General features: G+C 70.8%; 23 protein-coding genes and 2 pseudogenes. 9 read left to right on the forward strand and 16 right to left on the reverse strand.

Going from position 1 to position 26,548, the window contains the following annotated elements:
* Positions 1-28 precede the first annotated feature (28 nt).
* Positions 29-688, reverse strand: coding sequence for an EcsC family protein (locus AB0M88_RS22045; protein ID WP_364105038.1), 660 nt, complete (start codon positions 686-688; stop codon positions 29-31).
* A gap of 281 nt (positions 689-969) precedes the next feature.
* Between AB0M88_RS22045 and AB0M88_RS22050 the strand changes: the two genes are divergently transcribed.
* Both AB0M88_RS22050 and AB0M88_RS22055 read left to right on the forward strand, forming a co-directional pair.
* The gene (locus AB0M88_RS22050) at positions 970-1,872 is read left to right on the forward strand and encodes a PAC2 family protein (RefSeq protein ID WP_364104996.1); all 903 of its coding nucleotides are present in this window, start codon (positions 970-972) and stop codon (positions 1,870-1,872) included.
* A 60-nt stretch (positions 1,873-1,932) separates the two neighbouring features.
* Positions 1,933-2,391, forward strand: a complete 459-nt coding sequence (locus AB0M88_RS22055; RefSeq protein WP_364104998.1) for a YdeI/OmpD-associated family protein — start codon at positions 1,933-1,935, stop codon at positions 2,389-2,391.
* Here the strand turns inward: AB0M88_RS22055 and AB0M88_RS22060 are convergent.
* The gene (locus tag AB0M88_RS22060; protein ID WP_364105000.1) at positions 2,388-3,122 is read right to left on the reverse strand and encodes an alpha/beta hydrolase family protein; all 735 of its coding nucleotides are present in this window, start codon (positions 3,120-3,122) and stop codon (positions 2,388-2,390) included. The genes AB0M88_RS22055 and AB0M88_RS22060 overlap by 4 nt on opposite strands.
* A gap of 202 nt (positions 3,123-3,324) precedes the next feature.
* On the opposite strand from AB0M88_RS22060, the gene AB0M88_RS22065 reads away from it, so the two are divergent.
* The gene (locus tag AB0M88_RS22065) at positions 3,325-4,032 is read left to right on the forward strand and encodes a rhomboid family intramembrane serine protease (protein ID WP_364105002.1); all 708 of its coding nucleotides are present in this window, start codon (positions 3,325-3,327) and stop codon (positions 4,030-4,032) included.
* 184 nt (positions 4,033-4,216) lie between these two features.
* On the opposite strand, the gene AB0M88_RS22070 is transcribed toward AB0M88_RS22065, so the two are convergent.
* Together AB0M88_RS22070 and AB0M88_RS22075 are read right to left on the reverse strand one after the other, a co-directional pair.
* On the reverse strand, positions 4,217-4,603 hold the full coding sequence (locus AB0M88_RS22070) for a hypothetical protein (protein ID WP_364105004.1): 387 nt from the start codon (positions 4,601-4,603) through the stop codon (positions 4,217-4,219).
* 47 nt (positions 4,604-4,650) lie between these two features.
* Positions 4,651-5,790, reverse strand: a complete 1,140-nt coding sequence (locus AB0M88_RS22075; RefSeq protein ID WP_364105006.1) for an alpha/beta fold hydrolase — start codon at positions 5,788-5,790, stop codon at positions 4,651-4,653.
* Between the two features lie 175 nt (positions 5,791-5,965).
* Between AB0M88_RS22075 and AB0M88_RS22080 the strand changes: the two genes are divergently transcribed.
* Together AB0M88_RS22080 and AB0M88_RS22085 are read left to right on the forward strand one after the other, a co-directional pair.
* On the forward strand, positions 5,966-6,760 hold the full coding sequence (locus AB0M88_RS22080; RefSeq protein WP_364105008.1) for a phosphotransferase: 795 nt from the start codon (positions 5,966-5,968) through the stop codon (positions 6,758-6,760).
* A 194-nt stretch (positions 6,761-6,954) separates the two neighbouring features.
* Positions 6,955-8,232: an MFS transporter gene (locus AB0M88_RS22085; protein ID WP_364105010.1), complete on the forward strand. Its 1,278-nt coding sequence runs from the start codon at positions 6,955-6,957 to the stop codon at positions 8,230-8,232.
* A 190-nt stretch (positions 8,233-8,422) separates the two neighbouring features.
* On the opposite strand, the gene AB0M88_RS22090 is transcribed toward AB0M88_RS22085, so the two are convergent.
* The gene (locus AB0M88_RS22090) at positions 8,423-9,127 is read right to left on the reverse strand and encodes an MOSC domain-containing protein (protein ID WP_364105012.1); all 705 of its coding nucleotides are present in this window, start codon (positions 9,125-9,127) and stop codon (positions 8,423-8,425) included.
* Between the two features lie 158 nt (positions 9,128-9,285).
* Positions 9,286-10,265, reverse strand: a pseudogene (locus tag AB0M88_RS22095) (phosphotransferase).
* Between the two features lie 407 nt (positions 10,266-10,672).
* Between AB0M88_RS22095 and AB0M88_RS22100 the strand changes: the two are divergent.
* Entirely contained in the window at positions 10,673-11,320 is a 648-nt protein-coding gene (locus AB0M88_RS22100) for a hypothetical protein (RefSeq protein WP_364105040.1), read from the forward strand.
* Positions 11,321-11,595: 275 nt separating this feature from the next.
* Here the strand turns inward: AB0M88_RS22100 and AB0M88_RS22105 are convergent, their stop codons facing one another.
* Positions 11,596-12,438, reverse strand: coding sequence for an ATP-binding cassette domain-containing protein (locus tag AB0M88_RS22105; RefSeq protein ID WP_364105014.1), 843 nt, complete (start codon positions 12,436-12,438; stop codon positions 11,596-11,598).
* Between the two features lie 173 nt (positions 12,439-12,611).
* Here AB0M88_RS22105 and AB0M88_RS22110 point away from each other — a divergent pair, with 173 nt between their 5' ends.
* Positions 12,612-13,550: a ribose-phosphate pyrophosphokinase gene (locus AB0M88_RS22110; protein WP_364105016.1), complete on the forward strand. Its 939-nt coding sequence runs from the start codon at positions 12,612-12,614 to the stop codon at positions 13,548-13,550.
* Here the strand turns inward: AB0M88_RS22110 and AB0M88_RS22115 are convergent.
* The 4 genes from AB0M88_RS22115 to AB0M88_RS22130 all read right to left on the reverse strand — a co-directional run bounded on the left by AB0M88_RS22115 (position 13,539) and on the right by AB0M88_RS22130 (position 16,735).
* Positions 13,539-13,856 (reverse strand): metalloregulator ArsR/SmtB family transcription factor, encoded by a 318-nt coding sequence (locus AB0M88_RS22115; protein WP_364105018.1) that lies wholly within the window; start codon positions 13,854-13,856, stop codon positions 13,539-13,541. The genes AB0M88_RS22110 and AB0M88_RS22115 overlap by 12 nt on opposite strands.
* Positions 13,853-14,299, reverse strand: coding sequence for an SRPBCC family protein (locus AB0M88_RS22120; protein ID WP_364105020.1), 447 nt, complete (start codon positions 14,297-14,299; stop codon positions 13,853-13,855). The genes AB0M88_RS22115 and AB0M88_RS22120 overlap by 4 nt, the downstream gene beginning before the upstream one ends.
* Before the next feature lie 61 nt (positions 14,300-14,360).
* Entirely contained in the window at positions 14,361-15,341 is a 981-nt protein-coding gene (locus AB0M88_RS22125; protein WP_364105022.1) for an acetamidase/formamidase family protein, read from the reverse strand.
* Complete coding sequence (locus AB0M88_RS22130; protein ID WP_364105024.1) at positions 15,338-16,735, reverse strand: APC family permease; 1,398 nt, start codon at positions 16,733-16,735, stop codon at positions 15,338-15,340. The genes AB0M88_RS22125 and AB0M88_RS22130 overlap by 4 nt, the downstream gene beginning before the upstream one ends.
* A 192-nt stretch (positions 16,736-16,927) precedes the next feature.
* On the opposite strand from AB0M88_RS22130, the gene AB0M88_RS22135 reads away from it, so the two are divergent.
* Positions 16,928-17,866, forward strand: coding sequence for a pyridoxamine 5'-phosphate oxidase family protein (locus AB0M88_RS22135; protein WP_364105026.1), 939 nt, complete (start codon positions 16,928-16,930; stop codon positions 17,864-17,866).
* 141 nt (positions 17,867-18,007) lie between these two features.
* Here the strand turns inward: AB0M88_RS22135 and AB0M88_RS22140 are convergent, their stop codons facing one another.
* Genes AB0M88_RS22140 through AB0M88_RS22155 form a run of 4 tightly spaced genes read right to left on the reverse strand, consistent with a single transcriptional unit; the run spans position 18,008 to position 25,700 of the window.
* Positions 18,008-18,661, reverse strand: coding sequence for an ATP-binding cassette domain-containing protein (locus AB0M88_RS22140; RefSeq protein ID WP_364105028.1), 654 nt, complete (start codon positions 18,659-18,661; stop codon positions 18,008-18,010).
* Entirely contained in the window at positions 18,658-21,675 is a 3,018-nt protein-coding gene (locus AB0M88_RS22145; protein ID WP_364105030.1) for an FtsX-like permease family protein, read from the reverse strand. Before AB0M88_RS22145 ends, AB0M88_RS22140 begins: the two co-directional genes overlap by 4 nt.
* Complete coding sequence (locus tag AB0M88_RS22150; protein ID WP_364105032.1) at positions 21,672-24,662, reverse strand: FtsX-like permease family protein; 2,991 nt, start codon at positions 24,660-24,662, stop codon at positions 21,672-21,674. Before AB0M88_RS22150 ends, AB0M88_RS22145 begins: the two co-directional genes overlap by 4 nt.
* Before the next feature lie 51 nt (positions 24,663-24,713).
* Positions 24,714-25,700 carry a magnesium transporter CorA family protein gene (locus tag AB0M88_RS22155; RefSeq protein WP_364105034.1) on the reverse strand — a complete coding sequence of 329 codons (987 nt, stop codon included), beginning with the start codon at positions 25,698-25,700 and terminating at the stop codon, positions 24,714-24,716.
* 77 nt (positions 25,701-25,777) lie between these two features.
* On the opposite strand from AB0M88_RS22155, the pseudogene AB0M88_RS22160 reads away from it, so the two are divergent.
* A pseudogene (locus tag AB0M88_RS22160) lies at positions 25,778-25,948 on the forward strand (nicotinamide riboside transporter PnuC); the annotation flags it as partial.
* 378 nt (positions 25,949-26,326) lie between these two features.
* On the opposite strand, the gene AB0M88_RS22165 reads toward AB0M88_RS22160, so the two are convergent.
* The coding region (locus tag AB0M88_RS22165; RefSeq protein ID WP_364105036.1) for a substrate-binding domain-containing protein at positions 26,327-26,548 on the reverse strand (222 nt) is incomplete at its 5' end.

Raw genomic sequence — 26,548 nt, forward strand, 5'->3', positions numbered from 1 at the left:
ATCAGTTCGGCAAGACTCCGGGGGATGCTTAGCGGGCGGGCGCGGCTTCCCGGTAGCGGCAGCAGGCGCGGTCGGCGAGGTCACGGGTGGAGGCCGAGTTGACCCAGGTGCCGAGCATGATCTTCGCGCCGGGCATGACCTTGGCGAAGACGCGCTTGGCCGTGCGGACGCCGGCCATCGTCGAGAGCCGCACACCCAGCTTGACCACCACCACGCTCAGCGGCCGCACCGTCACGCCGGAGAACAGGCGGCTGGCCCGCTCGCGGCCCGCGGCCACACCCAGGGCGAGCCGGGCGGTCGACGGGCCCTTGTGCACCCGCTGCAGCACCAGCAGGTCGGCGGCCCGCTCGCCGGCGGCCGGATCGACACCGTACGCCGCGGCGATGTGCAGCACCATGCGCGAGTGGGTCCAGGCGAGGACGCCCACGTCGAGCACCGCACCGGGAAGCTCACCGGCGCCCGACACCGAGCCGGAGATGCGGCCCAGGGTCGTGAACCGCTTGATCGCCAGGGCGGCCAGTTGGTCGGGAGTGAGCTGGGGAGACTCTTCCCGGACGCGGTCGGTCCAGCGGGCGGCCTCGGGGCCGAGCAGCCGCACGGCTTCGAGCGCCATGTGCTCAGGCGCATATTGGGGGTCGGACCGCATCCGCGTCCAGAGAAAACCGGGTGGGGCTTCGGTTTCCGGCAGAACGACGGGATGATGCCCGGATGGGAGGTTCGCGGCCGTTTCGGTCACCAGATCACTCCGTGGGGGGAAGGGAAGGATCCAACGCCATTGTGCCGTGCACATGCACGTGCACGCGACCCCCAATTTGATGTTGTGCCCAAGCCGAGATCCACTAGGCCGGGATCCACCCGGCGTGACGACCGACACCATCTGCCTGTTTGGCAAGATCCAGTGGTCGCCGGAATGAATGCCGGTGCACCGTTGTTCTGCACGACACCCCGATTCTTTCCACAGGAGGTCCGGTGCTCGACCCCAACGAGCTCTACGAGTTGGCCGACGACCTGCCGGCCCTGGACGCGCCGGTCCTGGTCCAGGCCCTCACCGGGTTCGTCGACGCCGGGAGCGCGATTCAGCTCACCCGCGAGCATCTGCTGGAGCGTCTCGACAGCCGCGTGCTCGCGACCTTCGACCTCGACCAGCTGCTCGACTACCGCTCCCGCCGGCCCACGATGATCTTCATCGAGGACCACTGGGAGAGCTACGAGGAGCCCAGCCTCGCCCTGCACCTCGTGCGCGACCAGCTCGGCAGCGAGTTCCTGCTGCTCGCGGGCCCCGAGCCCGACCTGCAGTGGGAGCGCTTCATCGCCGCGGTCACCGGCCTCGTCGACCGCCTCGGCGTCAAGCTGACGATCGGCCTCAACGCGATCCCGATGGCGGTGCCGCACACCCGTCCGGTCAGCGTCACCGCGCACGCCACCGACCAGAGCCTGCTCGGCGACCGTGAGTCGTGGCTGCAGCGGGTGCAGGTGCCGGCCAGCGTCGGCAACCTGCTCGAGTTCCGCCTCGGCAAGTCCGGCCACGACGCGATGGGCTTCGCCGCCCACGTGCCGCACTACCTGGCCCAGGCGACCTACCCGGCGGCGTCCGAGCTGCTGCTCGACTCGATCTCGCAGACCAGCGGGCTGGCCCTGCCGACCGGTGAGCTGCGCGAGGCGGCCAAGGTGGTGCGCGACGACGTCGACAAGCAGATCGCCGACGACGAGCAGGCCAGCCGCCTGGTGTCGTCGCTCGAGGCGCAATACGACGCGTTCCTGCGCGGGCGCGAAAACAATCTGCTGGCCGAGGAGTCGGGCCCGCTGCCGACGGCCGACGAGCTGGGCGCCGAGCTGGAACGCTTCCTGGCCGAGCAGACCCGAGACGAATAATCAGCCGGATCCCCGGCGGCCCGGCCGCCGGGGATCCGCTGCTTCTGCCACAGTGATCACATGGCGGAGTCCCTCACCCTGACCCTTGAGCCCCGCGGCCCGGCCGGTGCCTTCGTCCTCACCGACGAGCAGGCCGCCGCCCTGGGCGGGGGCCGCAAGGCGTTCCCGGTCAATGTCACGGTCAACGGCGTCACGCTGCCGCTCCGGCTGGCCCGGATGGGCGGCGAGAACATGATCGGCCTGGCCAAGGCGGCCCGCGAGAAGGCCGGCGTGACCCTCGGCGAGACCTACGACATCGAGGTCACGGCCGAGGAGGCCGGCGCCCGTACGGTCGAGGTCCCCGACGATCTGGCCGCCGCCCTCGACGGCGACGCGGACGCCAAGGCCCGTTTCGAGGCCCTGGCCTACTCGCACCGCAAGGAGTTCGTCCGCTGGATCACCGAGGCGAAGCGCGAGGCCACCCGCACCCAGCGGGTCACCAGAACCCTCGAGATGCTCAAGGCCGGCGAAACTCGCTAGAAGAGCCAGTCGATCACCGTCTGGATGTGCTGGTCCCAGAACGACCACTCGTGGCCGCCCGGCCCGTAGCCCGCGTCGAGATCCACCCCGGCCGCGGCGCACGCCGCGACGAAACGCTCGTTCTGCTTGATCAGGTGATCCTCGGTGCCGCAGCGGAGCATCAGGCGCGGCAGGGCGGCCGGATCGGCGCCCTTGATCAGGTGCAGCAGGTCCTCGTCGGTGCCGGCCACCTCGCGGTCCGCAAAGACGCGGGCGACCAGGGCGCGCATGTGCGGCCGCAGGTCGTACTCCTGGATGTAGGCCAGGTCGAGCGCGCCGGACAGCGTCGCCGCGGCGGCGAACCGCGACGGATCCCGCAGCGCCCACTTCATCGCGCCGTAGCCGCCCATCGACAGGCCGGCCACGAACGTGTCCTCGCGCCGGGTCGAAACCCGGAAGAACCGTTCCACGACCTTCGGAAGCTCGTCGGAAAGAAACTTCCAGAACCTCATTCCGTACGCCTCGTCGGCGTAGAAACTGCGGTGCACCTCGGGCATGACAACGGCCAGGCCCTTGCCCCCGGCGTAGCGCTCGATCGACGTCCACCGCGTCCAGGCCGTGTGGTCGTCGGTGAGCCCGTGCAGCAGATAGAGCACGGGCGGCGGCGGCCCGTCGTCGTCGGGCAGCAGCACGGTCATCGAGGTGGACAGTTCGAGCGTCTCGGCGAAGAAGTCGCAGCGGATCAAGGCCATGTCGCTCAGTCTGTTCCGGGGGCAGGACAGATGTCACGGCGAAGCGCGGCCGTTTCACATCGGACCGGTCTGCTGATCGGTGAAACGGTGTCGGGGTGAATATCGTTCTCTACGGGTGCGCGGCCGTGGTCGTGCTCGCGGGCAGTCAGATCCTGCTGGCGCTGACCGGTTTCGGCCCGCCGTGGGAGGTCGTGCCGCGCATGTGGCGGCGACCCGTCCCGCCGGTCGCCGCCGGCCTGGTCGCCGCGCTCACGGTGATGGGCACCGGCAGACGATACATCCGGCGATCATCGGCACGCTGCAGCGCGACCCGGACGGCGGCTGGTGGCGCGTCGTCACCGCGCTGCTGGTGCAGTCGAGCGGCTGGTTCCAGACGGTGTTCAACCTCGCCGCACTCATCGTGGTCGCCCCGGTCGCGGCGCGCACGCTCGGCAACCTGCGGGCGCTCGCCGTCTTTCTGGTCGCCGGCGTGGCCGCCCAGGTGGTCAGCGCGGCCGGCTGGTCGCCACACGGCGGCGGCGACTCGGTGGCGATCTGCGGCCTGGTCGGCGCGCTCGCGGTGGGTTACGGCTTGAGGGGTACGCGGCGTGAACTCCGCCTGGCCTCGCTCGCCATCCCGGCCGCGGCCGGGGTGCTCTGCCTGCTCACCAACAACCACGGCATCGGCCTGGCCGTCGGCTGCGTGCTCGGCGTGCCCCTGGCTTCCCGCATAAGCAGCGCGACCGGCCAAGCCAGCGCGCCCAATCCAGCCAGCGCAACCGACCCAGCCAGCGCAACCGACCCCGCCAGCGCCACCGACCCCGCCAGCGCCATCGACCCAGCCAGCGCAACCGACCCCGCCAGCGCAACCGACCCCGCCAGCGCAACCGACCCCGCCAGCGCGGGATCGCTCAGGGAGCGCGGCCGATGACGACGCCCATCGTGCCGATCGTCACCTCGGCCTCGACCGCGAGGCCGACGTCGGCATAGCGGGCGGGCGTCCGTTTGTGCACGTGAATGCCCGCTGTAGCCCTTGGTCTCGAGCCGATCGGGAACAGCGACACCCACCTGGCCGGCCAGATCAGCCTGGCGCACACCAATCCCATCTTTCCGGTCTAGGTCCGGTGGAGGAGGAGCCACGCGTCGGCCGGGAAGAGGCGGCCGGCGATCGCCCAGGTGACGCGCGAGTAATAGGGGCGGGCGGCGGCCTCGTCGAGGATCTCGGGCTGGTCGGCGGGGTGGTCGGTGCCGCGCCAGCGGATCGTGCAGCCGCCCGCGGCGAGGACGTTGCGGACCCAGTTGGTGCGGGCGCCCCACGGCAGGTTGATGACGAAGAGGCCGGGAGCGGCGGTCACCGCGACCGGAACCCGCAGGTCGCGGCCGCTGACCCGGCCGCGATGGTGGACCACGCCCCAGATCGGAAGCAGGCGGCGGCCGGCCAGCACGCGCACGGCCGGGGCGGTGGCGCGGGCGAAGCGCCAGGAGGTGTTGTCGGGAGCCATGCGTCGATGGTCGTCCGGCGGGGGCGCCGGCACATCCCGGCTACCCGTCAGATGTTGTGAGGGTTTTCCGTCATGGCGTAGGCCACCGCCTCGGCCCGGCCGCGCGCGCCGATCTTGCGGTAGATGCTGGCCAGATGGCGTTCCACGGTGTGCACGGCGATGCCCAGCCGCCGGGCGATCTCGGTGTTGGAGTCGCCGGACGGCAGGAGCCGCAGCACCTCCGCCTCCCGCGGTGTCAGCGCGCTCTTCGCACGGGCCACCCGGCCGGTGCGCTCGCCGCGCCCGCCGGTGACCAAGTCGGTGCGCTGGCCGGTGACGAAGTCGGTGCGCTGGCCGGTGACGAAGTCGGTGCGCTCGCCGGTGACGAAGTCGGTGCGCTCGCCGGTGACGAAGTCGGTGACCAGCCGCAGATCGGTCGCCTGATCCTCGATGAACAGCGTCGGGGTCGTGCCGGGCAGCTCGACCAGCCGGCCGTCCGGCAGCCGGTCGGCCAGGCGGCGGGAGACCTCGACCGGCATCTGCTGCTCGTTCTGGCGGTGGAGGACCAGGGTGGGCGCGCGCACCCGCTCGACCTCGGCGGTCACGTCGATGTCGCGCGCCGCCCCGAACCACGCCTTGGCCACCGGGGCGGTCGTCGCGGTGCGGAACGACTCGGCGGCCCAGCGACCGGACGACGCCGCGTCCCAGCCCAGCCAGGCCGTCGCCGCCGCGTCGGCGAAAAGCCCCCAGTCCTGGTCGACCAGGGACAGCAGTGCCTGGGTCTGGGCCGGGCCCATCACCTCGCGCAGGCGCGGCGACCCGCCGAACAGGACCATCCGATCGACCCGATCGGGCCGGCGGGCGGCGTACGCGATGGCGGTCGTCACCGAGTGGTAGTAGCCGAGCAGCGAGGCGTGCTGGACGCCGGCGTCGTCGAGGACCGCGGTCAGGTCCCGGAGGTGGGCGTCGACGCCCAGATCGGCGAGGTCGATCCGCCGGTCGGAGCTGCCGGTCCCCCGCCCGTCGTAGAGGACCACGGTCAGGTGCCGGGCCAGCGCTTCGTACGCCGCCCGCAACGCCGGCACCCGCCACTGCGCCACGATGTTGCTCAGCGACGGCAGCCAGACCAGCACCGGCCCGTGCCCGAAGACCTGATAGCCCACCGTCACGCCGTCGGTGGCGCGGGCGAAGCGCAGGTCCGGGGTCATCAGATCGCGGCGAGGGCTTCGGTGATCTTCCACTCGGCCAGGTCGAGGTCCGAGCCGAGCTGGTCGGTCACCAGGTGGCGTACGTCGTCCGGCCGCAGGAACCCCCGTGTCATGATCACCTTTCGGGTCGTTTAATTCGGTCGCCGTAGACCTCGGATCACGATAAACCCGACCCATGACGGAAGAACGGCTGCCCGGTGGGCGCAGCTTCGGAGCTGTACGCGTCGGGGACGAGGTCCGGCGCCCCACCCAGCCGTGGACACCGACCGTGCATTCGGTGCTGCGGCACCTGGAAGACGTCGGCTTCGACGGTGCCCCGCGGGCCCGCGGTTTCGACGACCAGGGTCGTGAACGCCTCACGTTCCTGCCCGGCGAGACGTTGGGCGAGACCGGGCCCTGGTCGGACTGGGTGCGCTCGGACGCGGCGCTCCGGCAGGTCGGCGCCTGGCTCCGCGGGCTGCACGACGCGACCACGACCTTCCGGCCGGCCGGCGATGCCGTCTGGTTCACCCGGCGTACGTGGCAGCCCGACCTCGTGATCGCCCACCTGGACGCCTCGCCGTGGAACGCGGTGTGGGCCGACGGCACCCTCGTCGGCTTCGTCGACTGGGACACCGCCAGCCCGTCCCAGCGCGAGGGCGACCTGGCGTTCTCGGCGCTGACCTGGGTGCCACTGCTGACCCCCGCACTGGCCGAGAGCGTCGGATTCAGCGACCCGGCCGACCGGTCCCGCCGGCTCCACCTGCTCCTCGACGCGTACGGCTACACCGCCGACCGAACCGCGATCCGCGACGCGCTCCTCGCCCGCGTCGAGATCAACGTCGCGATGATCCGGGAACTCGCCGAAACCGGTGAACCGGTCTTCCAGCGCATGCTGCCGTGGGCCGCCGACCTGGAGCGCTCGGGCAACGAGGTGGCCGGGCTCCCGGACGCGTTCTGGCGGACCCCGGTTGCCGAAACTTCCACCTAGGAATCGAGGAGTACTGATGTCCAAGTCATCGGCTGGAGCTTCCATTCGCCCCTTGGTGACCGCAGTCGCCGGCTCGTAGCGCCGCGCGTGTAGCGAACTCAGCCCAGAACCCGGTCGCCGGGGCGAGGTGACACACGTGTCACCGGCCCTTGGCGCTTTTCGGCGTCTCCGTTCGCCTTACCGGGAGCTCAACCGTGTCCACTCGCCGTTCCTCGATCCACTTTGCCCTTGTCTTCCTCCGGCGCCTGATCACTTCCCCGTTCGCCGCGCTCAGGCCAGCTCCCAACCTCGCTGACGAGAATGTCGGCCGCAACGTCCGCCTGCTGGGCTGGTTCAACTTCCTCGGCGACTTCCGCATGTACGGGCCGATCATGGTCATCTACTTCGCGCAGGTCACCGGCTCGTACACAGCCGCCGGAAGCCTGCTCGCGCTGAAAATGCTGTCGTCCGCGGCGTTCGAAATCCCCACCGGCGTACTCTCCGACCGGCTCGGCCGGCGGGGCACGATGATCGCCGGCGCCGTCGTGATGGTGGCCGCCCACCTCGGGTACGCCGGCGCTTCCGGCTACGGCCTCCTCCTGGCGGCGGTTGTGCTGGAGGGATTGGCGACCTCACTGTGGAGCGGCAACAACGACGCGCTTCTGTACGACACTCTGCTCGGAGCCGGCCGCGAGCAGGAGTTTCCCCGGCACTCGGGCCGGGTGAACTCGATGTTCCAGCTCGCGCTGGCGCTGGCGGCCGCCATAGGTGGCGTGGTCGCCGGCGCGTGGTCGCTGCGCGCGGTGGTCGCCCTGTCGGTCGTACCGCAGGTGCTGTGCGTGCTCGTCGCCTTGCGGATCCGGGAACCGCGCATGCACGGCCCGCTGGAATCGAACATGCTGGCGCACCTCGGATCGGCCCTGCGCGGCATCCGCCGTAACCCGGTGCTCCGCCGCATGACGCTGGTGTCGGCGCTTCGCTACAGCAGCGAAAGCGCGGCCCAGTTGTCGCCCGTTTTCGTGGCCGGGCTGTGGCCGCTCTGGGCGCTGGGCCTGTGGCGCACCTTCGGCCATGGCGTGGCCTTCGCCGGCTTCCGCGTCAGCGGTTGGGTGATCGGCCGGGCCGGCGCGGCCCGCACTCTGCTGTTCGGTGAGCTGTTCGACAACGTGGCGAACTTCGTGGCGCTGGTCAAGCCGACGGTATTTTCGCCCGTGCTGCTCGGGTCACCGGCCTACGGCATGTCGACAATCGCCCAGCAGACGTTGCTGCAACGCGAGTTCACCGACCGGGAACGCGCGACTATGGGTTCGCTCGGGTCGCTGCTCGGCAGCGCGCTGTACGCGCTCGTCGCCGTGGGGGCCGGCCTGGTGGCCGACCGCTGGGGCATCGTCGCGGCGTTGCTCGCGATCCAGGCGGTGGTCCTGATCGCACTTCCACTCGCCTGGTCGGTGCACGCACACGCACCGTCGCGGCCGGTGCGGCATATCCCGTAAGTCAATCGCCCGAGCACGTTGGCCGTTCAGATGTAGCAAGGCCGGCCAACCACCGCGCATGCCGGCGAATGCGGGGCAGGTCGTCGGGAAAGCAGCTCATCCACGCGGCGGGCTGACCGGGCTCGGCCACCAGCGGAGCCGCCGAGTCGGCGATCTGGTCACATCCGGAAGCGGGACCCGCCCTGGAGAGTCACGCCCAGGAGCACGGATCGCCGACGGCGAGCCGGCCCGGGCGCTCGACGGTGGCGAAGACACCGAAAGTCAGCGCATGATGCTCGGCGAGGGTCTTGAGAAGATCGTTCCGCTCGCGGACCCGGTCCTGCGCCATATCGATCATCCCGCACCGAGTGAGCGGTCGAATGACGTGCAGAACGACATCGGGGCCGATCTTCAATCGACGGCCGGACCAGTTGTCTTCCGCGAAACCACCACCGGGAACGTCTATCAGCAGGTTGGCCCGGAACCGCAACGGATCTATGTCGACGCCGTCCGCTTCGCCGGTGCTCAGCTCGGTCAGGCGGCGTAGCGAGGCTGTGGTGATGAGGCTGACCGGTCCTTCGTCGTGATGCAGGACCGGTCCTTCCGGGGCGAGCGTCACCGGGCGGCCGAGAATCTCCCCCACCGCGCGATGCCCGTCGGAGTCCGCGGCGGAGAAGCGACGACCGTCGGGCAACTCGATGATCGGAGCCGGTTCGGCCCCGTATGCCCGCAGCTCGAACAGGCCCGGCATTCGCCGGAAGCGGCGGGTGCTCTTGCCGCTACCGAACTTGCCGTCCGAGTCGCGCACCGCCCACAGCCGGTCGCCGGTGAGTCCTCGCTCACCGACCTCGGCGAGCGGCACCACCTCGCCGAGCATCGACTTGACCGGGTAGCGGCGGATCTCAGCGACCTCCACCACCCGACAGTATGAGATCCGCAAAAGTCCGGTCGACCGGCATCCGCGGCCGGTTGCGGGCTACCGGCCCGGCACGCACGGGTGACTCGCAAGGTGAGTCCGGACGGTTTGGGCGCGATTCGTTCGGACTTACCTTGCGGAAATCCTGCTCTTGGTCATCAGATCGCGGTCAGGGCCTTGGTGATGTTCCACTCGGCCAGGTCCAGCATCCACTGGCGGTTCGGGAAGTCGGTGTCGGCGATCCGAAGGGGGCCCTCGATCAGAGAGAGGACCTGGGCATATCGGTAGAACTCCAGGCGGTTGGGGTCGAGTTCGACCGGGTGCAGCGTGGAGTACGCGTCACCGAAGCGCATTTGCAGCCAGGCGTGCTCCCACTCGACGTCGAAGAACGTCAGCCCCTCGATGTCAACCATGGCGGGTTCGCCGGAGGGCGTGACGATCACGTGGTCCGGCCCGAGTTCGCCGTGTATCAGCCCGTATTCCTCGCGGTTGGTGACCGAGCCATGCAGGTGGCGGACATGGTCGGTGATTTGTTCGCGGGCGTCGGCGAGCCGGGCGTCGCGGGCGGCCGCCGCGCCGAGGTGACCGAGCGCGCGGTCCTGGATGATGTCCTCGGTGCTGCGAGCCTGAGGTGCCTCGCCGCGGGCGATGGCGGCGAGTTTGCCGTAGTGGGAGCCGCGTGTGGTGTGCATGCGGCGCAGGGCGTCGCCAAGCGCGGACAATGGCGTCGCGGCTGCGGCTGGGTCTTGTTCCATGAGAGTTTCGAGCGTCATCTCACCGACGTCCTCGACCAGCGCGAGGTCGGCCGGGTGGTAGCGGCCGTCGCGGTCGAGCATGAGCAACCGTGGCGTCCGCACGTCCGCGGCGGTCAGGGCGGCATAGTTGGCGGCGAACAATTCGGCGCCCGATGCATCAGTGAACGGATCGTCGGGGACGGCTGGCGCGGGGGGCCAGTAGTTTTCGCCGGCCGCCCAGACATAGAGAATCACTGTCGCCTGGTCGTCCAGTCTGAGCCGGTAGACGCCCCCTTCTTGCTCCCACCGGTCAGCCGGTCCAGGGCGGCAAGTCTGCGGTCGGTGCCGAACTGGTCCACCACCAAGTCGCGCAAGTCGTCAGGCTGCAGGAATACGCGTGTCATGATCGCCTCTCCTCGTGGTTCCCGGCGATGGTTTCCGACGTATCGGCCTCGTGCAATCGGGTTGTCCGCCTCCTGGCATACGGGTCGGTGAGACACACCCGCAACGGGCATGCGGCTGTCGAGGGTTCTCGGCCGCGCCTCGGACGGCCCTGGGGGCTGGGTTGATGTGCTGTTGAGGTACTCGGACTTCGCCGCCGTCGGTCTGATGTAGTCGGCTGCTGGCCACTCCGGCGAGACCGGACACGTGCGGGTCAATCCGCAACCTGAATCCGGACTCCGCAAGGTTCGCGCGGACGGGACAGTGATCATGGGATTACGGGCGGTTGGGAATGTCGTACCCGTCGATTAGAATGTGTGTACTAAAAGCGGCCGTGACCTGCGAGGAGATCAACGTGACCGTGCCCGTTTTGTCCAGTACAACGCCCCTGGTCCCGCCCTATGCGACGATGCTCGGCTTCTCGCGTTACGTGACCCGCACCGGCCCCGCCAAGGCGACCTTCGTGGGTGGCCTGCGCAAGGCCCGCGAGCGCCGCTCCGGGTTCAACCCGCACGGTCAGCTCGTCAAGGCACTCAAGGCCGACATCGCGTTCCGCACCGGCGGGAGCTACCTGGCCGGCGTCGTCGACCTGGTCAAAGATCGATGGAAGCCGCTCTACGAGGCGGTGTCGGCCGGCGCCAAGACCTACCTCGACTCGCTCGGCGACCCCGAGCAGGTGAGCCTGGCCCAGACCCGCGACGCGCTGGCCTCGGTCGGCCCGCTGATGGTCAAAATTAACCCGCACTTCGGCCTGCACTACGCCGACGGCCGCCGCGAGGCCGTCCGCCTGCACTTCGACGAGGCGCCGCCCACCCCCGAGACGACCACCGCGACGCTGCACCTGATGGCCCGCCACATCGACCAGATCCTCCCCAACGCCGAGCCGGTCTTCGTCGACCTGCGCCGCGGCCAGGTCCACCGCCTCGACGCGTCGACCAAGCCGTCCGACATCGAGACCTGGCTCGCCGGCGAGGCGGCCGCCTTCACCGCCATGTGGGCAACCATCCCGGCCGCCTAACAGCAGCAGCCCAGGGGCGCCGCGCCGAGCGGGGGTCGGGCGGCGCCACTGCGGCGGCGGATGCGCCAGGCCGCGCGGGGGCACTCCCCGCCGGCTTCTCGATGGCGGCGCGGAGATGCCGGGCCGGCCCTTCCCCGCCCACGCCTCACCGCCGCGCTGAGCCGCCGTCTCGATGGCAGCGCGGTGCACCAGCGCAATGCGCGCAGCCTTTCGTCATCGCCAACGCCGCCCGGGCGACCGATTCTTCGAGCCGGCCGGGTCGGGCTGCAGCCGCGTCAGATGAGGTGCTCGGTGCCGCCCGGCACCAGCGTGACCTCGCCGTCGATGTGCTGGACCGTGAAGAGGGTGCCGGGCGGGTAGGAGCCCAGCACCTCGGGCGGCAGCTGCACCGTGCCGTCGCCCGCGACCACCGCGAAGTCCTGGCCGTCGCGGCCCTCGGCGCCGACCCGGCCGTCGCGGATCGTGACCGCGCGGCCGAGGCGGGCGCCGACCTCGTTGTCGTGGGTGACGACGACGATCGTGGTCTGGCGTTCCTGGTTGACCGTCTCCATCGCCGCCAGCACCTCGTCGCGGCCGGCCGTGTCGAGGCGGCTTGTCGGCTCGTCGACCAGGAGCAGGCCGGGGCCGGTGGCGATGCCGACCGCGAGCGCGGCCCGCTGCCGGCCGCCCGGGGTGAGGTCGGAGAGCCGCTGCCGGCCCTGACCGGGCAGGCCGACGAGGTCGAGGATGCGGTCGGGGTCGTCGAGCGTGATGCCCCGGGTGTGCGCGGCCCGCCGCTGGGCGAGCCAGATGTTGCGGTGCAGCGACGCGTACGGAAGGAGATTGCGGGAAGCGCCCTGCAGGACCACCCCGATCTCGGTGCCGCGGAGGCGGGAGATCTCGGAGTCGGAGAGCTTGCCCATGTCGTAGGTGCCGATGTTGATGCGCCCGGCCGAGGGCCGCATCAGGCCGGCGAGCAGCGCGATCAGCGTGGATTTGCCCGACCCGGACGGCCCGACCAGGGCGATCGTCTCGCCTGGTGCGATCGACAGGTCGACGCCGGCCAGCGCGACCACGTCGCCCGCCTCGGCGCGGTAGATGTGCACGACGCGGCGGCACGCTACGGCAAGTCCGTTCATGGGCTCACGCTAGCGAAGATCCGGCTTCCGTGACGACCCGCCGAACGTGGGTTGTTCAGGGCGGTCCGGAAAACCCTCATCGGTCACCCAGCGGAGCGAACCTTCTTGTTTGCGTGACCGCCGGGCGAAGGGCAGACGACAATGTCCCGCCGGGGCCTTTTAGGGTGGGCACCGTGCGCGATATCGCCGTCTTCACCGGATCCGCCCATCCCGAACTGGCCACCGAGATCTGCGAACACCTCGGCGTCCCGCTCCTGCCGACCAAGACTTCCCGGTTCGCCAACGACTGCATCGAGGTGCAGCTGCAGGGCAACTGCCGGGAACGCGACGTCTTCCTGATCCAGCCGCTGGTGCCGCCGACCCAGGAGAACCTCGTCGAGCTGCTGTTCATGCTCGATGCCGCCCGTGGCGCCTCGGCCGGCCGGATCACCGTGGTCCTGCCGCATTACGCGTACGCCCGAAGCGACAAGAAGGACGCCCCGCGCATTTCGATCGGCGGCCGTCTCGTGGCCGACCTGCTCACCACCGCCGGCGCCGACCGGGTGCTGGCCATGACCCTGCACTCGCCGCAGGTGCACGGATTCTTCAGCATCCCGGTCGACCACCTGCACGCGCTGCGCGAACTGGCCCATCACTTCCGAGGCTACGACCTGGCCAACACCGTCGTGGTCGCTCCCGATCTGGGCTACGCCAAGGAGGCGGCGGCGTTCGCCCGGCTGCTCGGCGTGGAGGTCGCGGCGGGGGCGAAGCAGCGGTACGCCGATGACAAGGTCGTGATCAGCTCGGTGATCGGTGAGGTCACCGACCGTGACGTCATCGTGCTCGACGACGAGATCGCCAAGGGCAGCACGGTGTTCGAGCTGCTCGACCGGCTGCGCGAGCGCAATGTGCGCAGCGTTCGGGTCGCGTGCACGCACGGGCTGTTCTCGAACGACGCGATCGCCCGCCTGTCGGCCGAGAAGGACATCGAGGAGATCGTCTGCACGAACACGGTGCCGATTCCGTACGCCGACCGCACCGACAAGCTCACGATCCTGTCGGTGGCTCCGGCGCTCGCCGAGGCGATGCGCCGGATCCACAACGGCGAATCGGTGAGTGCCCTATTCGCCTGACTCGGCGATCGCCTTGATCGCGGCCAGCCGGCCGTCCCAGCGCCGGGCGGCCGCGGCCATCCACCGGGCCGTGGCGTCGAGTTGCTCGATGTGTACCGAATAGCGCATTTCCCGCCCGGCGCGCCGGCCGGTCACGAGGCCGGCGCGCTCCAGTACGCCGAGGTGCTTGACGATCGCCTGCCGGCTGACCGGCAGCCCCTCGGCGAGTGTGGTCGCGGTCGCGCCGTCACCGGCCGCGATGCGGTCCATCAGTTCCCACCGTGTCGGATCGGCGAGTGCCGACAGCACCTCGAGCTCGGTCGTCATTTCTCGGCGTGCTCCCGCAGGACGTTGACCATTTCGGTCCAGCCGCCCGCGTGGCTGTCGTAGCCGGCGGTCGCCTCGGCGTCGGCCGGGATCGAAAGACCGGCGAAGCCGGACTCGACCAGCCGCACCCGGGTGCCTTCGGCCTCCGGTTCGAGGAAGAACTGGACCAGCGTCGAATTATCCTCGGTGGCCTTCTCGGCCGGATAGGCGCTCGCCCAGCGGTACGCGAAGTGACGCGGCGGGTCGACGGTCACGATCAGCATCGGGAACGTCCCGTGCTGTCCGTGGTTGAGCGTCATGACGCCGCCCGGCCGCAGGTCGATCTCGGACGGGCCGCCCGGGCTGAACCATCCGTCGACCTCGGCCGGCTCGGTCAGCACCGCCCACACCCGCTCGGGCGTGGCTTTGACGAAGGTCTCCCGCTCGATCTTGTCCTGGCTCATGGATCCTCCCGTTGTCGATGTGCAACCTCACAGTTGCACATCGACCCGGTGAGACGCAACCTTACGGTTGCAGGTTCCTCAGGTTCTCGTGTACGCCGCCATAGCCGCGCAGCCCAGGAATGATCGACTTGGCGATGGCGGCGTGCATCGTGTAGTTGGGATCGCAGACGTTGCCCGGTGCGGCCGTGCCCGCCTGCGAGATCAGCTGGTAGGCGTCCAGCGTCTCCAGCCCGGTCAGCCCGGCCACCCAGGTGATCAGGTCGTGCTGGGAGATGCGGTAGGCGTCCTCGAGCGGCCGGGCCGCCCCGATCGAAATCAGCCGGTCGTCGGTCTCGACCCGCGGCCAGGGCGTCGGCGTGCCCTTGATCAGGTCGACCGCGACGGTCACGTTCATGGCCGTCTCGACCGCGACGCCGCAGACCTCGCCGTAACCCTGCCGGGCGTGCCCGTCGCCGAACGCGAACAGCGCGCCCGGCACGTTGACCCCCAGATAGACCGTGGTGCCGGGCCGGATCTCCGGGGTGTCGAGGTTGCCGCCGTGCGCGTCGGGGACGATCGTCGCCCGCGCCTCGCCGGCCGCCGGAGCCACCCCGACCGTGCCGAGCATCGGGTCCATCGGCAGGGTGAACGTGTGATCGCTGCGCCGGGCCCGGAACGTGATCGTGCCGGCCGGGATGTCGATGTCGTACTTCCAGACGCGCTCCTCCAGCGGCGGGTGCAGCATCGCCGTGGTGTGCGTCGTGGTCAGGGCCCCGAAGTGCGGGAACGTCGACGACATGCCCCAGTCGCGGGACGGCTCGATCGTACGGAAATGAAGGGCGAGGGTGTCGCCCGGCTCGGCCCCCGGGACGAAGAAGGGCCCGGTCACCGGGTTGAACGCGGGGCACACCGCGGACGGCAGGTCGCCGACCGTGCGCACCGCGCCGGCGAAGCAGTCCTGCGTGTTGGTGACCAGCACGCTGCCCGGCGGCACCTCGGCGACCGGCGGATGATCGCCGAACGTGTAGCGCAGCAGCTTCTCGTCCATCTCGTAGCGGATCATGCTTCTCCCTCTTCGTTCAGGCCGGACAACTCCGGCCTCCGGCCGGTCGAGTAGAGGACGATCAGCACGACGACACCGATCCCGAGCCAGATGAAGCCGAGTCGCTGGGCGGCCACGTTCGCGTTGATCACCACATAGGCCAGGATGGCGAATCCGATCAGCGGCAGCAGCAGATGCCGGATCCAGTCGCGGCTGTGCTTCCGGATGATGAAGTGCCAGAACACGGCGACGTGCAGCACCAGGAACGCGGTCAGCGCGCCGAAGTTGACCAGGCTCGACAGCAGCGAGATGCCGTCGTCGCGCCACGCCATCCACAGGCCGATCCCCAGCGAGAGCACCGCGGTCAGGGTCAGCGCGTTCGTCGGCACCCGGTTCTTGGCCGAGATCCGCGCGAGCAGCTTCGGCAGTTGCCCGTCCCGCGCCATCGCATAGAGCAGGCGCGACGTCGCCACCTGGGCGACCATCGAGTTGGCGACGCCCCAGGCGATCGCGGTGGCCACCGCGGTCAACGTGGCCAGCCATCCGCCGCCCGCGACGCGGGCGGCATCGTAGAAGGCGGTTCCGCCCGGGTCACCGTTGGCGATCAGGTCACTCGGATGGGGTACGAGCAGGGCCGCCAGCCAGGTCTGCGCGATGAACAGCAGACCGGCCACCCCGAGGGCCGCCGCCATCGCCCGGCCGATCTGGTTGGCGCCGCCGGTGTTCTCCTCGGCCAGCATGCTGATGCCGTCGAAGCCGAGGAAACTGAGGACCGCGATCGACACCGCGCCGAAGACGAGCGACCAGGTGAACGTGTCCGAGTTGTAGATCGGCGTCCACGACCAGCCGTGCCCCTTGCCGTCGGCGAGGGCGACGACCGCGACCACGATGAAGATGGCCAGCACGATCAACTCCCCGACCAGCATCACCCGCGTCATCAAAGCCGTGATCTTGATGCCCTGGTAGTTCACGACGGTGTTGAACAGGACGAAGATGACCAGCCACAGCCAGACCGGCAGGGCGCCGACCGTGGAGTGCATGGCGACCGCCGCGACCAGGTAGAGCAGGCTCGGCACGAGCACGTAGTCGAGCAGGATCGCCCAGCCGGCCAGGAACCCGACCGGCGTGGCGATGCCCCGGCCGGCGTAGTTGTAGACGCTGCCGGCGAGCGGGAACGCCCGCACCATCTGGGCGTACGAGGCGGCGGTGAACACCAGCGCGATCATCCCGACGACGTACGCCAGGGCCACCATCCCGCCGGCCCCTTGGAACACCGACCCGAAGATCCCCATTGGAGCGATCGGCACCATGAAGATGAGCCCGTAGAACACCAGATCGGCGAACCCGAGGCTCCGCCGCAACTCGGTCTGATAGCCGAACTGTGTCGTTGTTTTTTCGTCTTCCCCAGCCTGCATCCGTTGCCTCCCAGCATCGGGCAACCCATCGACGATCGTGATCTCATGCAACATCCGAGCGGCGGCAAAGTCGAGCCCTGCGCCCCGGTCCGCGAAGTTGTCACGGATGATCAGGCTTGTATCCATTAGAAGTCTGTGCTACACCTTCTAACGGATGTATTGCATCTGACACGTTAGAAGAGTGGGGGAAGCATGTCCACGACGCCGTCTGACCTCGCCGCCTCCCCGGCCGACGCGGGCTTTCACGCCGGTGAGCTGGCGGTCCAGCGGAAGGCGGGAGTCCGTGGGGAGGCGGCCCGGCTGGCCCGCATGCTGGAACCGGTGACCCTGTCCCGAGGCATCGCCGGGTTCCTCGCCGAGCGCACCTTCCTGGTCGTCACCGGCCGATCCGCATCCGGGCAGCTCTGGACCTCACCCCTGACCGGCCCGCCCGGCTTCCTCGAAGTCCGCTCCCCGGCCGAACTGGCCGTCCACGCCACGCCACCAGCCGGCGACCCGCTGCACGCGATGCCGGCCGGACAGAAGGTCGGGCTGACCGCCGTCGAGTTCGCCGCCCGGCGCCGGGTGCGGATCAACGGCCTCCTCACCGACTCCGGCGACGGCCTCGTGGTCGAGGTCGAGCAGGCCTTCGGCAACTGCCCGCAATACATCCAGCAGCGCCTGCTGGCCCCCGACGACGACGGCGCCGATCCGGCCGGCGGCGTCCGCCACGGCACCGAACTGGAGCCGGCCGACGTGGCCCTGATCCGCGCCGCCGACACCTTCCTCCTGGGCACGGTAAACCCCGAGCGAGGCGCCGACGCCTCCCACCGGGGCGGCGCCCCCGGCTTCGTCCGGGTCGACGACGATGGCCTGTGGTGGCCCGACTACCCGGGCAACAACCTCTTCAACAGCCTCGGCAACCTGGCCGTAGACCCCGAAGCGGCCCTGCTCTTCTTCGACTTCCCGTCCGGCCGCACCCTGCAGCTGTCCGGCACCGCCGAAACCAACTGGGCCGCCGCACCCCACCCGGGCGACACCGGCCGTATGGTCCGCTTCACCCCTCGCCGCCTCGTAGCCGGCCACCTCCTGCCGGCGCACGAAGTCGCCTTCCGTCCCTACCCCCACAACCCGCCCTTGACCGACGAATAACCTCGCGCCGCGCCCATCCCAACGGCCCCACCCACGCCGAGGTGGAAGGCAGACGGTCGCTGATCCAGCTCGGCCGGCATCTCGCCGCCCGCGTCGACGCGGCGCAGCGTACGCGGCCGGGTGCGGGCCGGGACCGGACGGCTATTCGCGGACCCAGACCGCCTCGCCGTCGACCAGGTGGAGTTCGCGGTCGCAGGCCGCGGCCGCCTCGGGGTCGTGGGTCGCGAAGACGACCGCGGCGCCGCGGTCGGACTCCGAGCGGAGGAGTTCGATCACCCGCTGGCGGTTCGCCGCGTCGAGTTCGCTGGTGATCTCGTCGGCGAGCAGGACATCGCCGCGCAGGGCGAGGCCGCGGGCGATCGCCGTGCGCTGCTGCTGGCCGCCGGAGAGCTCCTCGATCAGCTGGTTGGCCTGGCCGGAGAGGCCGAGCGGCTCGAGCGACTCGGCGGTGCGCCGGCGGGCGTCGGCCGGGGTGCCGCCGGTGGCGATCACCGCGACCGAGATGTTCTCCGCCGCCGTCAGGATCGCCGCCAGGCCGTTGTCCTGCGGGATCAGCACCACGCCGAGCGACACCGCGTGGTCGCGGTCGCCCAGTTTCGCGCCGTCGACCAGCACCTGGCCGGTGGCCGGGGTCAGCAGGCCGGCCATGGCGCTCAGCAGCGTGGTCTTGCCGGCACCGGACGTGCCGGTCACGGCCAGGATCTCCCCCGGCCGGGCCTCGACCGAAACCCCCCGGAGAACCGGCGGCCCGCCGTTGTAGGCGAAGTCGGCTCCGTCAACGGTCAGCGTCTTCACGCGTGCCTCTCTTTCCTGTTCACTCGACGGCGCAGATCTCGCCCGGTGGCCGCGGCCACGACGGCCAGGACCAGGAAGACCGCCACGGTCGTGCCGATCACGGTAAGGGCCCCGGGCCAGGACGGCAGAGGCAGGTCGGGCGGGTCGATGCCGGCCAGCGGCAGGGCCCACCCGGTCGCCAGCCAGGCGATCAGGGCGGTGACGAGTCCGACGACGGCGGCGATCGCGACCAGGATCGGGTAGGTCCACCCGGTGGCCCAGGCCAGCCGCCCCCGGCTCAGGCCCTGGCCGCGCAGCGCCGACAGGTCTTCGACCCGGCGGGCCCGGTCGACCGCCGCGGCGAGCACCAGCGCACCGGCACCGAGCAGCACCGACAGCGTGCCCGCCAGCACATAGAACCAGAGCGACAACGCCGGCCCCTGTTGCTCGAGCTGGCGCTGGACCTGCTCGGAGCGGGTGTCGCCGGTGATCGTCAGGCCCTGCGCGGACAGCCGGGCCAGGATGTCGGCGGGCGCGTGGCGGTTGAGCCAGACCTGGGGGGACAGGGACTGGCCGGCGTCGGTGGCGAGGCGGTCGGCCCATTCCAGGTCGACCAGGACCGCATGGGTTCCGGCCTGGGGCACCGCCGGCAGCCGGTCGATCAACTTGATCGGCGTCGGGCTGCCGCCCGCGCCGGTGATCGAGCCGGCCAGCGGTGCGGCACCGGAATATGCCGCAGGCAGCGGGAACGGCGCGTCGATCGGGTTGATCCAGGCCGCAAGCACGCCGGGTGCGTTCAGGCTGATCCGCAGCCCGGTCGGGTCGGCGGCGAGGGTGCCGTGCTGGGTCATCCGCCAGCGGGCCGGATCGGTGAGCGGACCGGTCGGGTCGGCCATGCTGAGCGAATTGACGACCAGCTGGCCGGCGACTTCGGCGTTCCCGGAAGCGGTCACGACCTCGATGCCGTTGAGCCGACAACCCTTCTGGCACGCGGCGACCCGCTGCACGTAACTGGACCGTCCATTGTGAATCTTGCCGAGCTGCACCAGGGAATCGCCGAGGCCGGTGGCCGACGACACCGCCACCTCGAGCCGGAGGTCCTTCGTGTCGTCGAAACCGCTGCCGGTGGCCACGACGGTGATGTCCTGTCCGGTGAAGGCCAGCGGCTCCGGCGCATCGGGACGCAGACGGCGTTCCACTTCGGACGCCGGCGGGCCGCCGGACGGCCAGTTGGCGACCGTGGCCAGGCGGGTCGAGTCGACGGCCAGGCCGGGCGGCTCGTTGTGGCCGATGCTGGGCAGCCGGACCACGGCCATCGCGTACCTGCCGTCCGGGTCGACGTTGCGGACCGCGGTCAGCAACTGGCTGCGGAAGACCGAACCGCCGACGTCGAGCACCCGGTCGGCGCCGACACCCAGCCCGGACTGCACCGCCCGGCCGCCGTTGGCCACGTCGATCGCGCAGGCGGAGTAGCCGGCCACCGCGACCGTCGCGACCAGCAGGGCGAAGAGCCGTTGCGCACCCGGGCGGCGGGAGAGCTGGAAAGCGGCCAGGGCCAGGCCGAGGTTGCCGCGGCCGAGCGCGTGCACGGCGTACCGGGTGACGGCCGGAAGCAGCAGTCGGGCCGCGACCACCGCGACGGCGAGAACCAGGAACGCGGGCGCCAGCAGGCTCACCCCGGTCAGCGTGCCGTCGGAGATCGCCAACTGGACCGTGGCCACGACCGCGAGCAGCACGACCATCGCCTCGACGGCCAGCGCGCGCGGGCCGGTGGCGGCGATCGCGTTGCGGCGCAACAGGGTCGCGACCGGGCTGAGCAACTGCCGGCGCTGGGCGAGGACGGCGGCGAGCAGGGCGGCGAGCGCGGCGAACGGCGCGTACCGCAGGGAGCCCCAGCCCGGTTCGACGCCGGCGCCCGGAAAACGGGCGTCGGCGATCAGGTTGACCAGCAGCTGCCCGGCCAGGCATCCGGCGGCCGCGCCGACCACCACCGAGGCGAGATTTTCGCCGGTCGCCAGCCACCAGCGGGTCCACCACCGGGAACCGCGCAGCGCGACCACGGCCAGTTCGGGCTGGCGGCCCTCGGTGCCGTAGCTGACGGCCAGAAAGATGCTGAAGCAGGCGAGCAGCACCAGCGGCACCGCCAGCACCGGCACCAGCAGGTGGGCGGCGGCCCGGCCGGCGTCGATCCGGTCGATCAGGGCCGGCATGCCGGTGGAGATCTGCAGCGCGGCGCCGAGCTGGATCGATTCCGAGTTGACCGTGGCCAGGCCGGCCCGCAGCTGGTCGAGGCGGTCGGGGTCGAGGGCCGCGGGTCCGGCCGTACCGTCGATGGCCTTGGCGGTGTCGCCGTGGTCCATCGTGTCCAGCGTGGCCGAGTTGGTGAAGACCGGCTCGCCCGGCCCGAGCCCGCGCACGGCGGTGAAGTAGCCGCGGGTTCCCCAGTACGTCTCGTCAGGCGCGCCCGGCCGGTACGTTCCGGCGATCACGAGCTTCATGGGCCGGCCGTCCGGGATGTAGCCCGCCCGACGCGGATCCTCGGTGTATTTGCCGGCCTGCATCGTCACGGACTGCCCGGCGGTCAGTTTCAGCCGCTGCGCGGTCGCCACCCCGATGATGATCTCGCCCTCGGCGACCGGGCAGCGGCCGGTGACCATGCGGACGTGCGAGCAGACGTCCTGGCGGAACACGAAGCGGTCGGCGTACTGGCGGCCCTTCTCGATGCCGATCGCCGGGAACTCGGCCGAGTAGGTGTAGGTGAATCCGGGCAGGTTGACCAGCACCGCGCCGACGTCGTTGAAGTCGAGCTGTCCCCCGGCGGCCTCTTCGTCCCGCTCGTTCTGCACCGAGGTGATCGCCAGGCCGCGCTCGCCCGGGGTGGCGGTGGCGATCTGCCCGGCCGCGATCGCCCGGTCGGCCGCGGCGAGATAGGCCGGCGAGGCGACGGCGGCGGCGACCGCGAAGAGGGCGAGCAGCGCGAGCGTGACCGCCTGACCGCGCCGCGACCAGATCATCTTGAGAACGAGCGAGATCATCGGCGTCCCTCCCGGAGCCGCCGCAGCAGCGGGAGCACGGAAAGCCAGCCGACCAGGCCGAGCACGACCAGAGCGACCAGCCCGGCCAGGAGGACCGCGACGGCGCTCAGCGGGGTGGGCGGGGCGAGGACGGCCCAGCCGTCGGTGAAGGGGGGCACGGACGTACGCGCGAGCGGCCGCGCCAGCACGGCCGCGAACAGTCCACCGGCCAGGCCGGCCAGTATCAGCCCGGCCGACCCGGCCCAGCTCGCCGCTCTCGCCGCCCGCCCGCCGAGCCCCTGCACCCTCAGCGCGGCCAGCTCGGCCAGCCGCGTACGCCGGTCGACCGCCCCGGCCACCGCGATGGTCGCCGCCGCGAGCAGCAGCCCGGTCGCCCCGGCGAGTAACACGAACCGGGCACCGGCCGAAGGCCCCTGCTGTCCGAGCCGGCCGGCCCGGGCCGCGACCGACTGGTCGTCCACGATGGACAATCCGTTCCGCTCGAGGGTGTCGATCAGACCGTGGCCGGTCCCGGCGGCCAGCCAGACCTGAAACCGGCCGGCGGCCGGGACGTCGCCGATGAGACGGCGCGACGCGTCGAGATCGACCAGCACGCCGTCGCTGCCGAGCACCGGCAGTGCCGGCGCGGTGCCGGCCACCCGCACCGGCGTCAGCCCGGCACCCAGCGACTGAAGGCTCGGCTCGGCGAACTCCCAGTCGTGCGGCGGAGGGCCGGCCAGGACGATCGGCAGCGGCAGTGCTTCGTCGACCGCCCAGACCTGATCGTCGGTGGCGGTGGAACCGCTCGGGTTCTCGTCGATCTCCATCCGCAGGGCACCGTGCGAGGCGTCGATGTCCATGGCGGCGCCGAACGTGCCGGCCCGCCAGCGGTCGATGTCGGCCAGGGAGTGCGCGTCGAGGACGGTCGCGTCGGGATTCCACTGGGCCAGGCCCCGCACCGTGACGGCGGTCGGGAAGGTGGCCGCCGAGGTGCGACCCTGCCGATCCGTCGGCGTGGTGACCTCCCAGCGCACGATGCGGCAGCCGGGCGCGGCCGAGCAACCGTTCAGCGGGGCGCTCAGCGTCTGGTCGCCCGGGCCGAGGACACCGAAGGAGACCCGGGTCGACGCGCCGGTGCCCTCGTGCTGGAGAACCAGCCACAGCACGGCGGGCGAGTCTCCGTCGTGCCCCACGCGTACGGTCAGGCGATCGCCGGTGACCGCCGGCAGCGACGCCGGGCCGGGATTGTCGGCGACCGCCGCCGGCAAGGCGGAGATGTCGCCGAATTCGGGCCGCCAGCGGGCGACCGCGGCGAGCCGCGAGCTGTCGACCGCGAGCACCGAAGGCGTGTGCGTGGTGTCGACAACGGCCGCCATCGCCTGTTTCCCCCGCGGGTCGGCCCGGCGGACCGCCTGTTCGAGGACCGTACGATTGGTCGCCTGCACCGTGAGCACCCGCGGCGCGCCCAGTTCGGCGGCACTGCGCACGGCCCGGTGCTCGCGGTCGGCGAGCCAGCCGCCGAGCGCGGTCGTGAACATCGCCACCACCACGACCACCAGCGCGAACACCCGGTCGGTGCCGGGCCGCCGCGAGACCTGGACGGCGGTGAGACCGAGCCGCAGCCGCCCGGACCGCACCGCCGCGCCACCGCCCCGATCGGCGATCCGGGCCAGCAGCCGGGCGAGCAGCAGAGCCACCGCCAGCGCGACGAGTGCGGGCGCGGCCACCGCGAGGCCGCCGGCCGCGTCGCCGGTGCGGGCCTGATAGACGCCCGCCACCGCGACCGCGAGCAGCAGCAGGTCGATCAGCCCCGACCTCCAGTCGCCGCGGCTCGACGTGATCTGACGCAGAAGCTCGACCACCGGCAGCCGCTGGGCCAGTGCCTCCAGCAGCGCCAGCACCAGCAGCCCGCCGACCAGCACGGCGGCCACCGCGGCGATCGACTGCACCAGCGCCGACCTCTGATCGGCCGAGTCGCGGACCGGGCCGGCCAGCACGCGGGCCGTCAGATAGCCGAGCGGCAGCCCGGCGATCGCCCCGGCCGTCAGGGGAATCAGGTGCTGGCCCCAGGCCAGGCGCAGCATCGCCAGCGGTGTGGCGCCGCGCAGCTTGAGCAGGGCGGCGTCGCCGCGCCGGTCACGGCGGGTGTAGCGGCCGGCCAGACCGATCGCGAACCAGGCCAGGATCAGCACCTGCACCAGCGAGACGGTGACCGACGTCTTGACCGCCGACCGGTCCTTGGCCACCGCGGTAAGCAGTTGCGCGGTGTTGTCGACCAGGTGCAGCTGGCTCTGACCGAGCCGGGCGTCGGCCACGTCGAGGGCCGCGGCCAGATCGTAGCCGCCGTCGCCGCGCAGCAGCGCGTCGGGCACCGGCATGTCGAACGTGACGGTCGGGTTGGCCAGCTCGGGTGCCGCGAACGTGTCGATCGGGGTGAAGGCCGGGTCGAGGCCGACCTGCGCGCGGAAGAGGGCGTTGCTCCAGTACGGCGATTCGGGCCCGGCCGGCGTGTAGACCGAGACGATCCGGAAGGTCAGAGGCGGACTGGTGATCGAGGACTCCTCGGTGACCCGGTCGCCCGCCCGCAGCCCCAGCCGCTGACTCGCCGCCGCACTGATCGAGACCTCGAGCGGCTTGGCCGGGCACGGCCCCGCAAGCTGGACGTGGTCGCAGAAGTGGTCGCGAAACGCCACCGGCATCGCGTCGTTCTGGGAGCCACGGTTGACGCTCATCGCCACCACCAGGCCGTTTTCCGCCGAGGCGGCGGGCAGCGGAAGCATGTCGCGCACCTGGCCGGCGAACTGGCCGACGGTCGCCCGCGGGTCGCCGTTGATGTGGGTGATCTGCCGGATCGACACCGAACGCTGGTCGGCGGGTGCCGCGGCGACGTCGGCCGCGGCGGCCGACGTCTGGCTCGCGAACGCGAACCAGGGCCCGGCCGCGGAAACCGCGGCGGCCAGGGCGGTGAGGATCAGCACCGTCAGAACCTGCGCGGTACGGGTTCGCACGGCTCCAACAATGAGCGCCAACATCATCCGGCAGGGTAGCGGATCAGATGCTCAGAGCCAGCCCCGTTTCTTGAGGAACCAATAGAGACCGCCGGCCGAAATCACGAGCAGCACCGAGCTGTAGGCGAAGCCCCACACCTTCTCGTAGCCCGGATAGGGCAGATTCTGGCCGAAATAGCCGGTGAGCGCGGTCGGCACCGCGATGATCGCGGCCCAGGCGGCGAGCTTGCGGGTGATGTCGTTGAGCACGTTGCTCTGCTCGGTCAGATCGGCCTGCAGCAGCCCCTCGATGCGGTCGCGCAGATGCTCGACCTCGTCGACGGTGTGCATCGCGTGGTCCTCGACGTCGCGGTAGTAGGGCCGCAGCCCGTCGTCGACCAGCCCGAGGTCGGCCCGCATCGCCCGGCCGACCAGCTCCGGCATCGGCGCGACCGCCCGGCGCAGCGCGGCCACCGTCTTGCGCAACGCGATCGCGTGCCGTCGCACCGGGCGCGGCGCGCCGCCCTCCTCGAGCAACTGGTCCTCGGTGCCGTCCATGGCGCCGTCGAGCCGCTGGGCGGCCGAGAAATGCCCGTCCACCACCACATCGAGCAGCCCGTAGAGCAGAAAGGCAACGCCGCCTTTGGCGGCCAGGGAGGCGTCGGTATCCCATCTTTGAACGAACCGCGAGGTGTCGCTCGGGCTTTTCCGTACGGTGATGAGCGCGCGATCGGTCACGAACGCACTCACCTCGGTCTTGCCGAACTGCGAGGCGTCGGTGGCGATGTCGACGGCGTACACGTTGAGGAACAGATGGCCCGGGTAACGCTCGAGCTTGGGACGCTCGTGGTCCTGCACCGCGTCCTCGATCGCCAGCGGGTGCAGCCGGAAGTCGGCGGCCACCGCCTGCAGGTCGGCCGTGTCGGGATCGAACAGGTCGAGCCAGAGCACCGCCTCGGGATGCTCGTGGAGCAGACCCGGCGCCTCGCCGGCCGTGAAGCCCTCGGCGATCATCTTGCCGTTCTCGTACAGCCGGGCCGCACCCTGGTTGGAGGTCACGTTCACCACTATGCCCCGCCGATCGGCCCCGAAAAACGGCGCCCGACCTAGGATGAACCGTGGCTTGGCTCAATCACCTGCTGACGTCGTTCTACGACGCGAAGTGGCAGGTCACCAGCGATCAGGCGATCTACTACCGGGAGATCGTCGGAAACGGCTTCGGGCTGGGGTCGGCGCTGTTCGGCCTGCGCCGCAACGCGTGGGCGTGGCCGGTCGGCAACGTGCTGCTGTTCACGGTCTTCATGGGGAAGGCGGTCGGATACGACGCAGCGTCGGTTCGGGCCTGAGGGGGGTTCGTCGTTGTCCGGCGACCGCCGGAGCAGACCCCGTTCCCACGGACATCACCGATGACGTTGTCCGTGAAGTCGCGCTGCCGACCGGGTTGGTCGACAACAAGGTGTGCGCGATCGATGAGATCTGGTCGGGGTTGCGGCTGGTCATTCGCCGCGGAAATCGCATGGCGGCGCAGTAACACGTTCGTCCGGTCCTCCGTAGCTCATGCTGCGGTGCTAGCAACGTAGCGGGTGCGGGTGTTGTGGATCAGGCGGACCCGCGGATGGTGAGTTCCACGGGCATGTGGACGCCGGACGGTTCGTCGCGGTCGATGCGGCGCAGCAGTTGCCTGGTCAGTTGATCGGCGTAGCGCTGCCAGGGGATGCGTAGGTCGTCGGCTGCGGCCGGGTTCCGGTGGCGACAACCGCGTCGTCGTATCCGGCAACAGTGACATCCTCAGGAACGCGGTGCCCGGCTCGTTCGAGCGTGGCCAGGGCACCGGCGGCCATCATGTCGGAGGCGGCGAAGGTCGCGTCGAGATCCGGCGCCTGACGTAGCAGCCGTTCCGTGGCGGC

It is taken from the genome of Actinoplanes sp. NPDC051411, assembly GCF_040682075.1.
Lineage (GTDB): Bacteria > Actinomycetota > Actinomycetes > Mycobacteriales > Micromonosporaceae > Actinoplanes.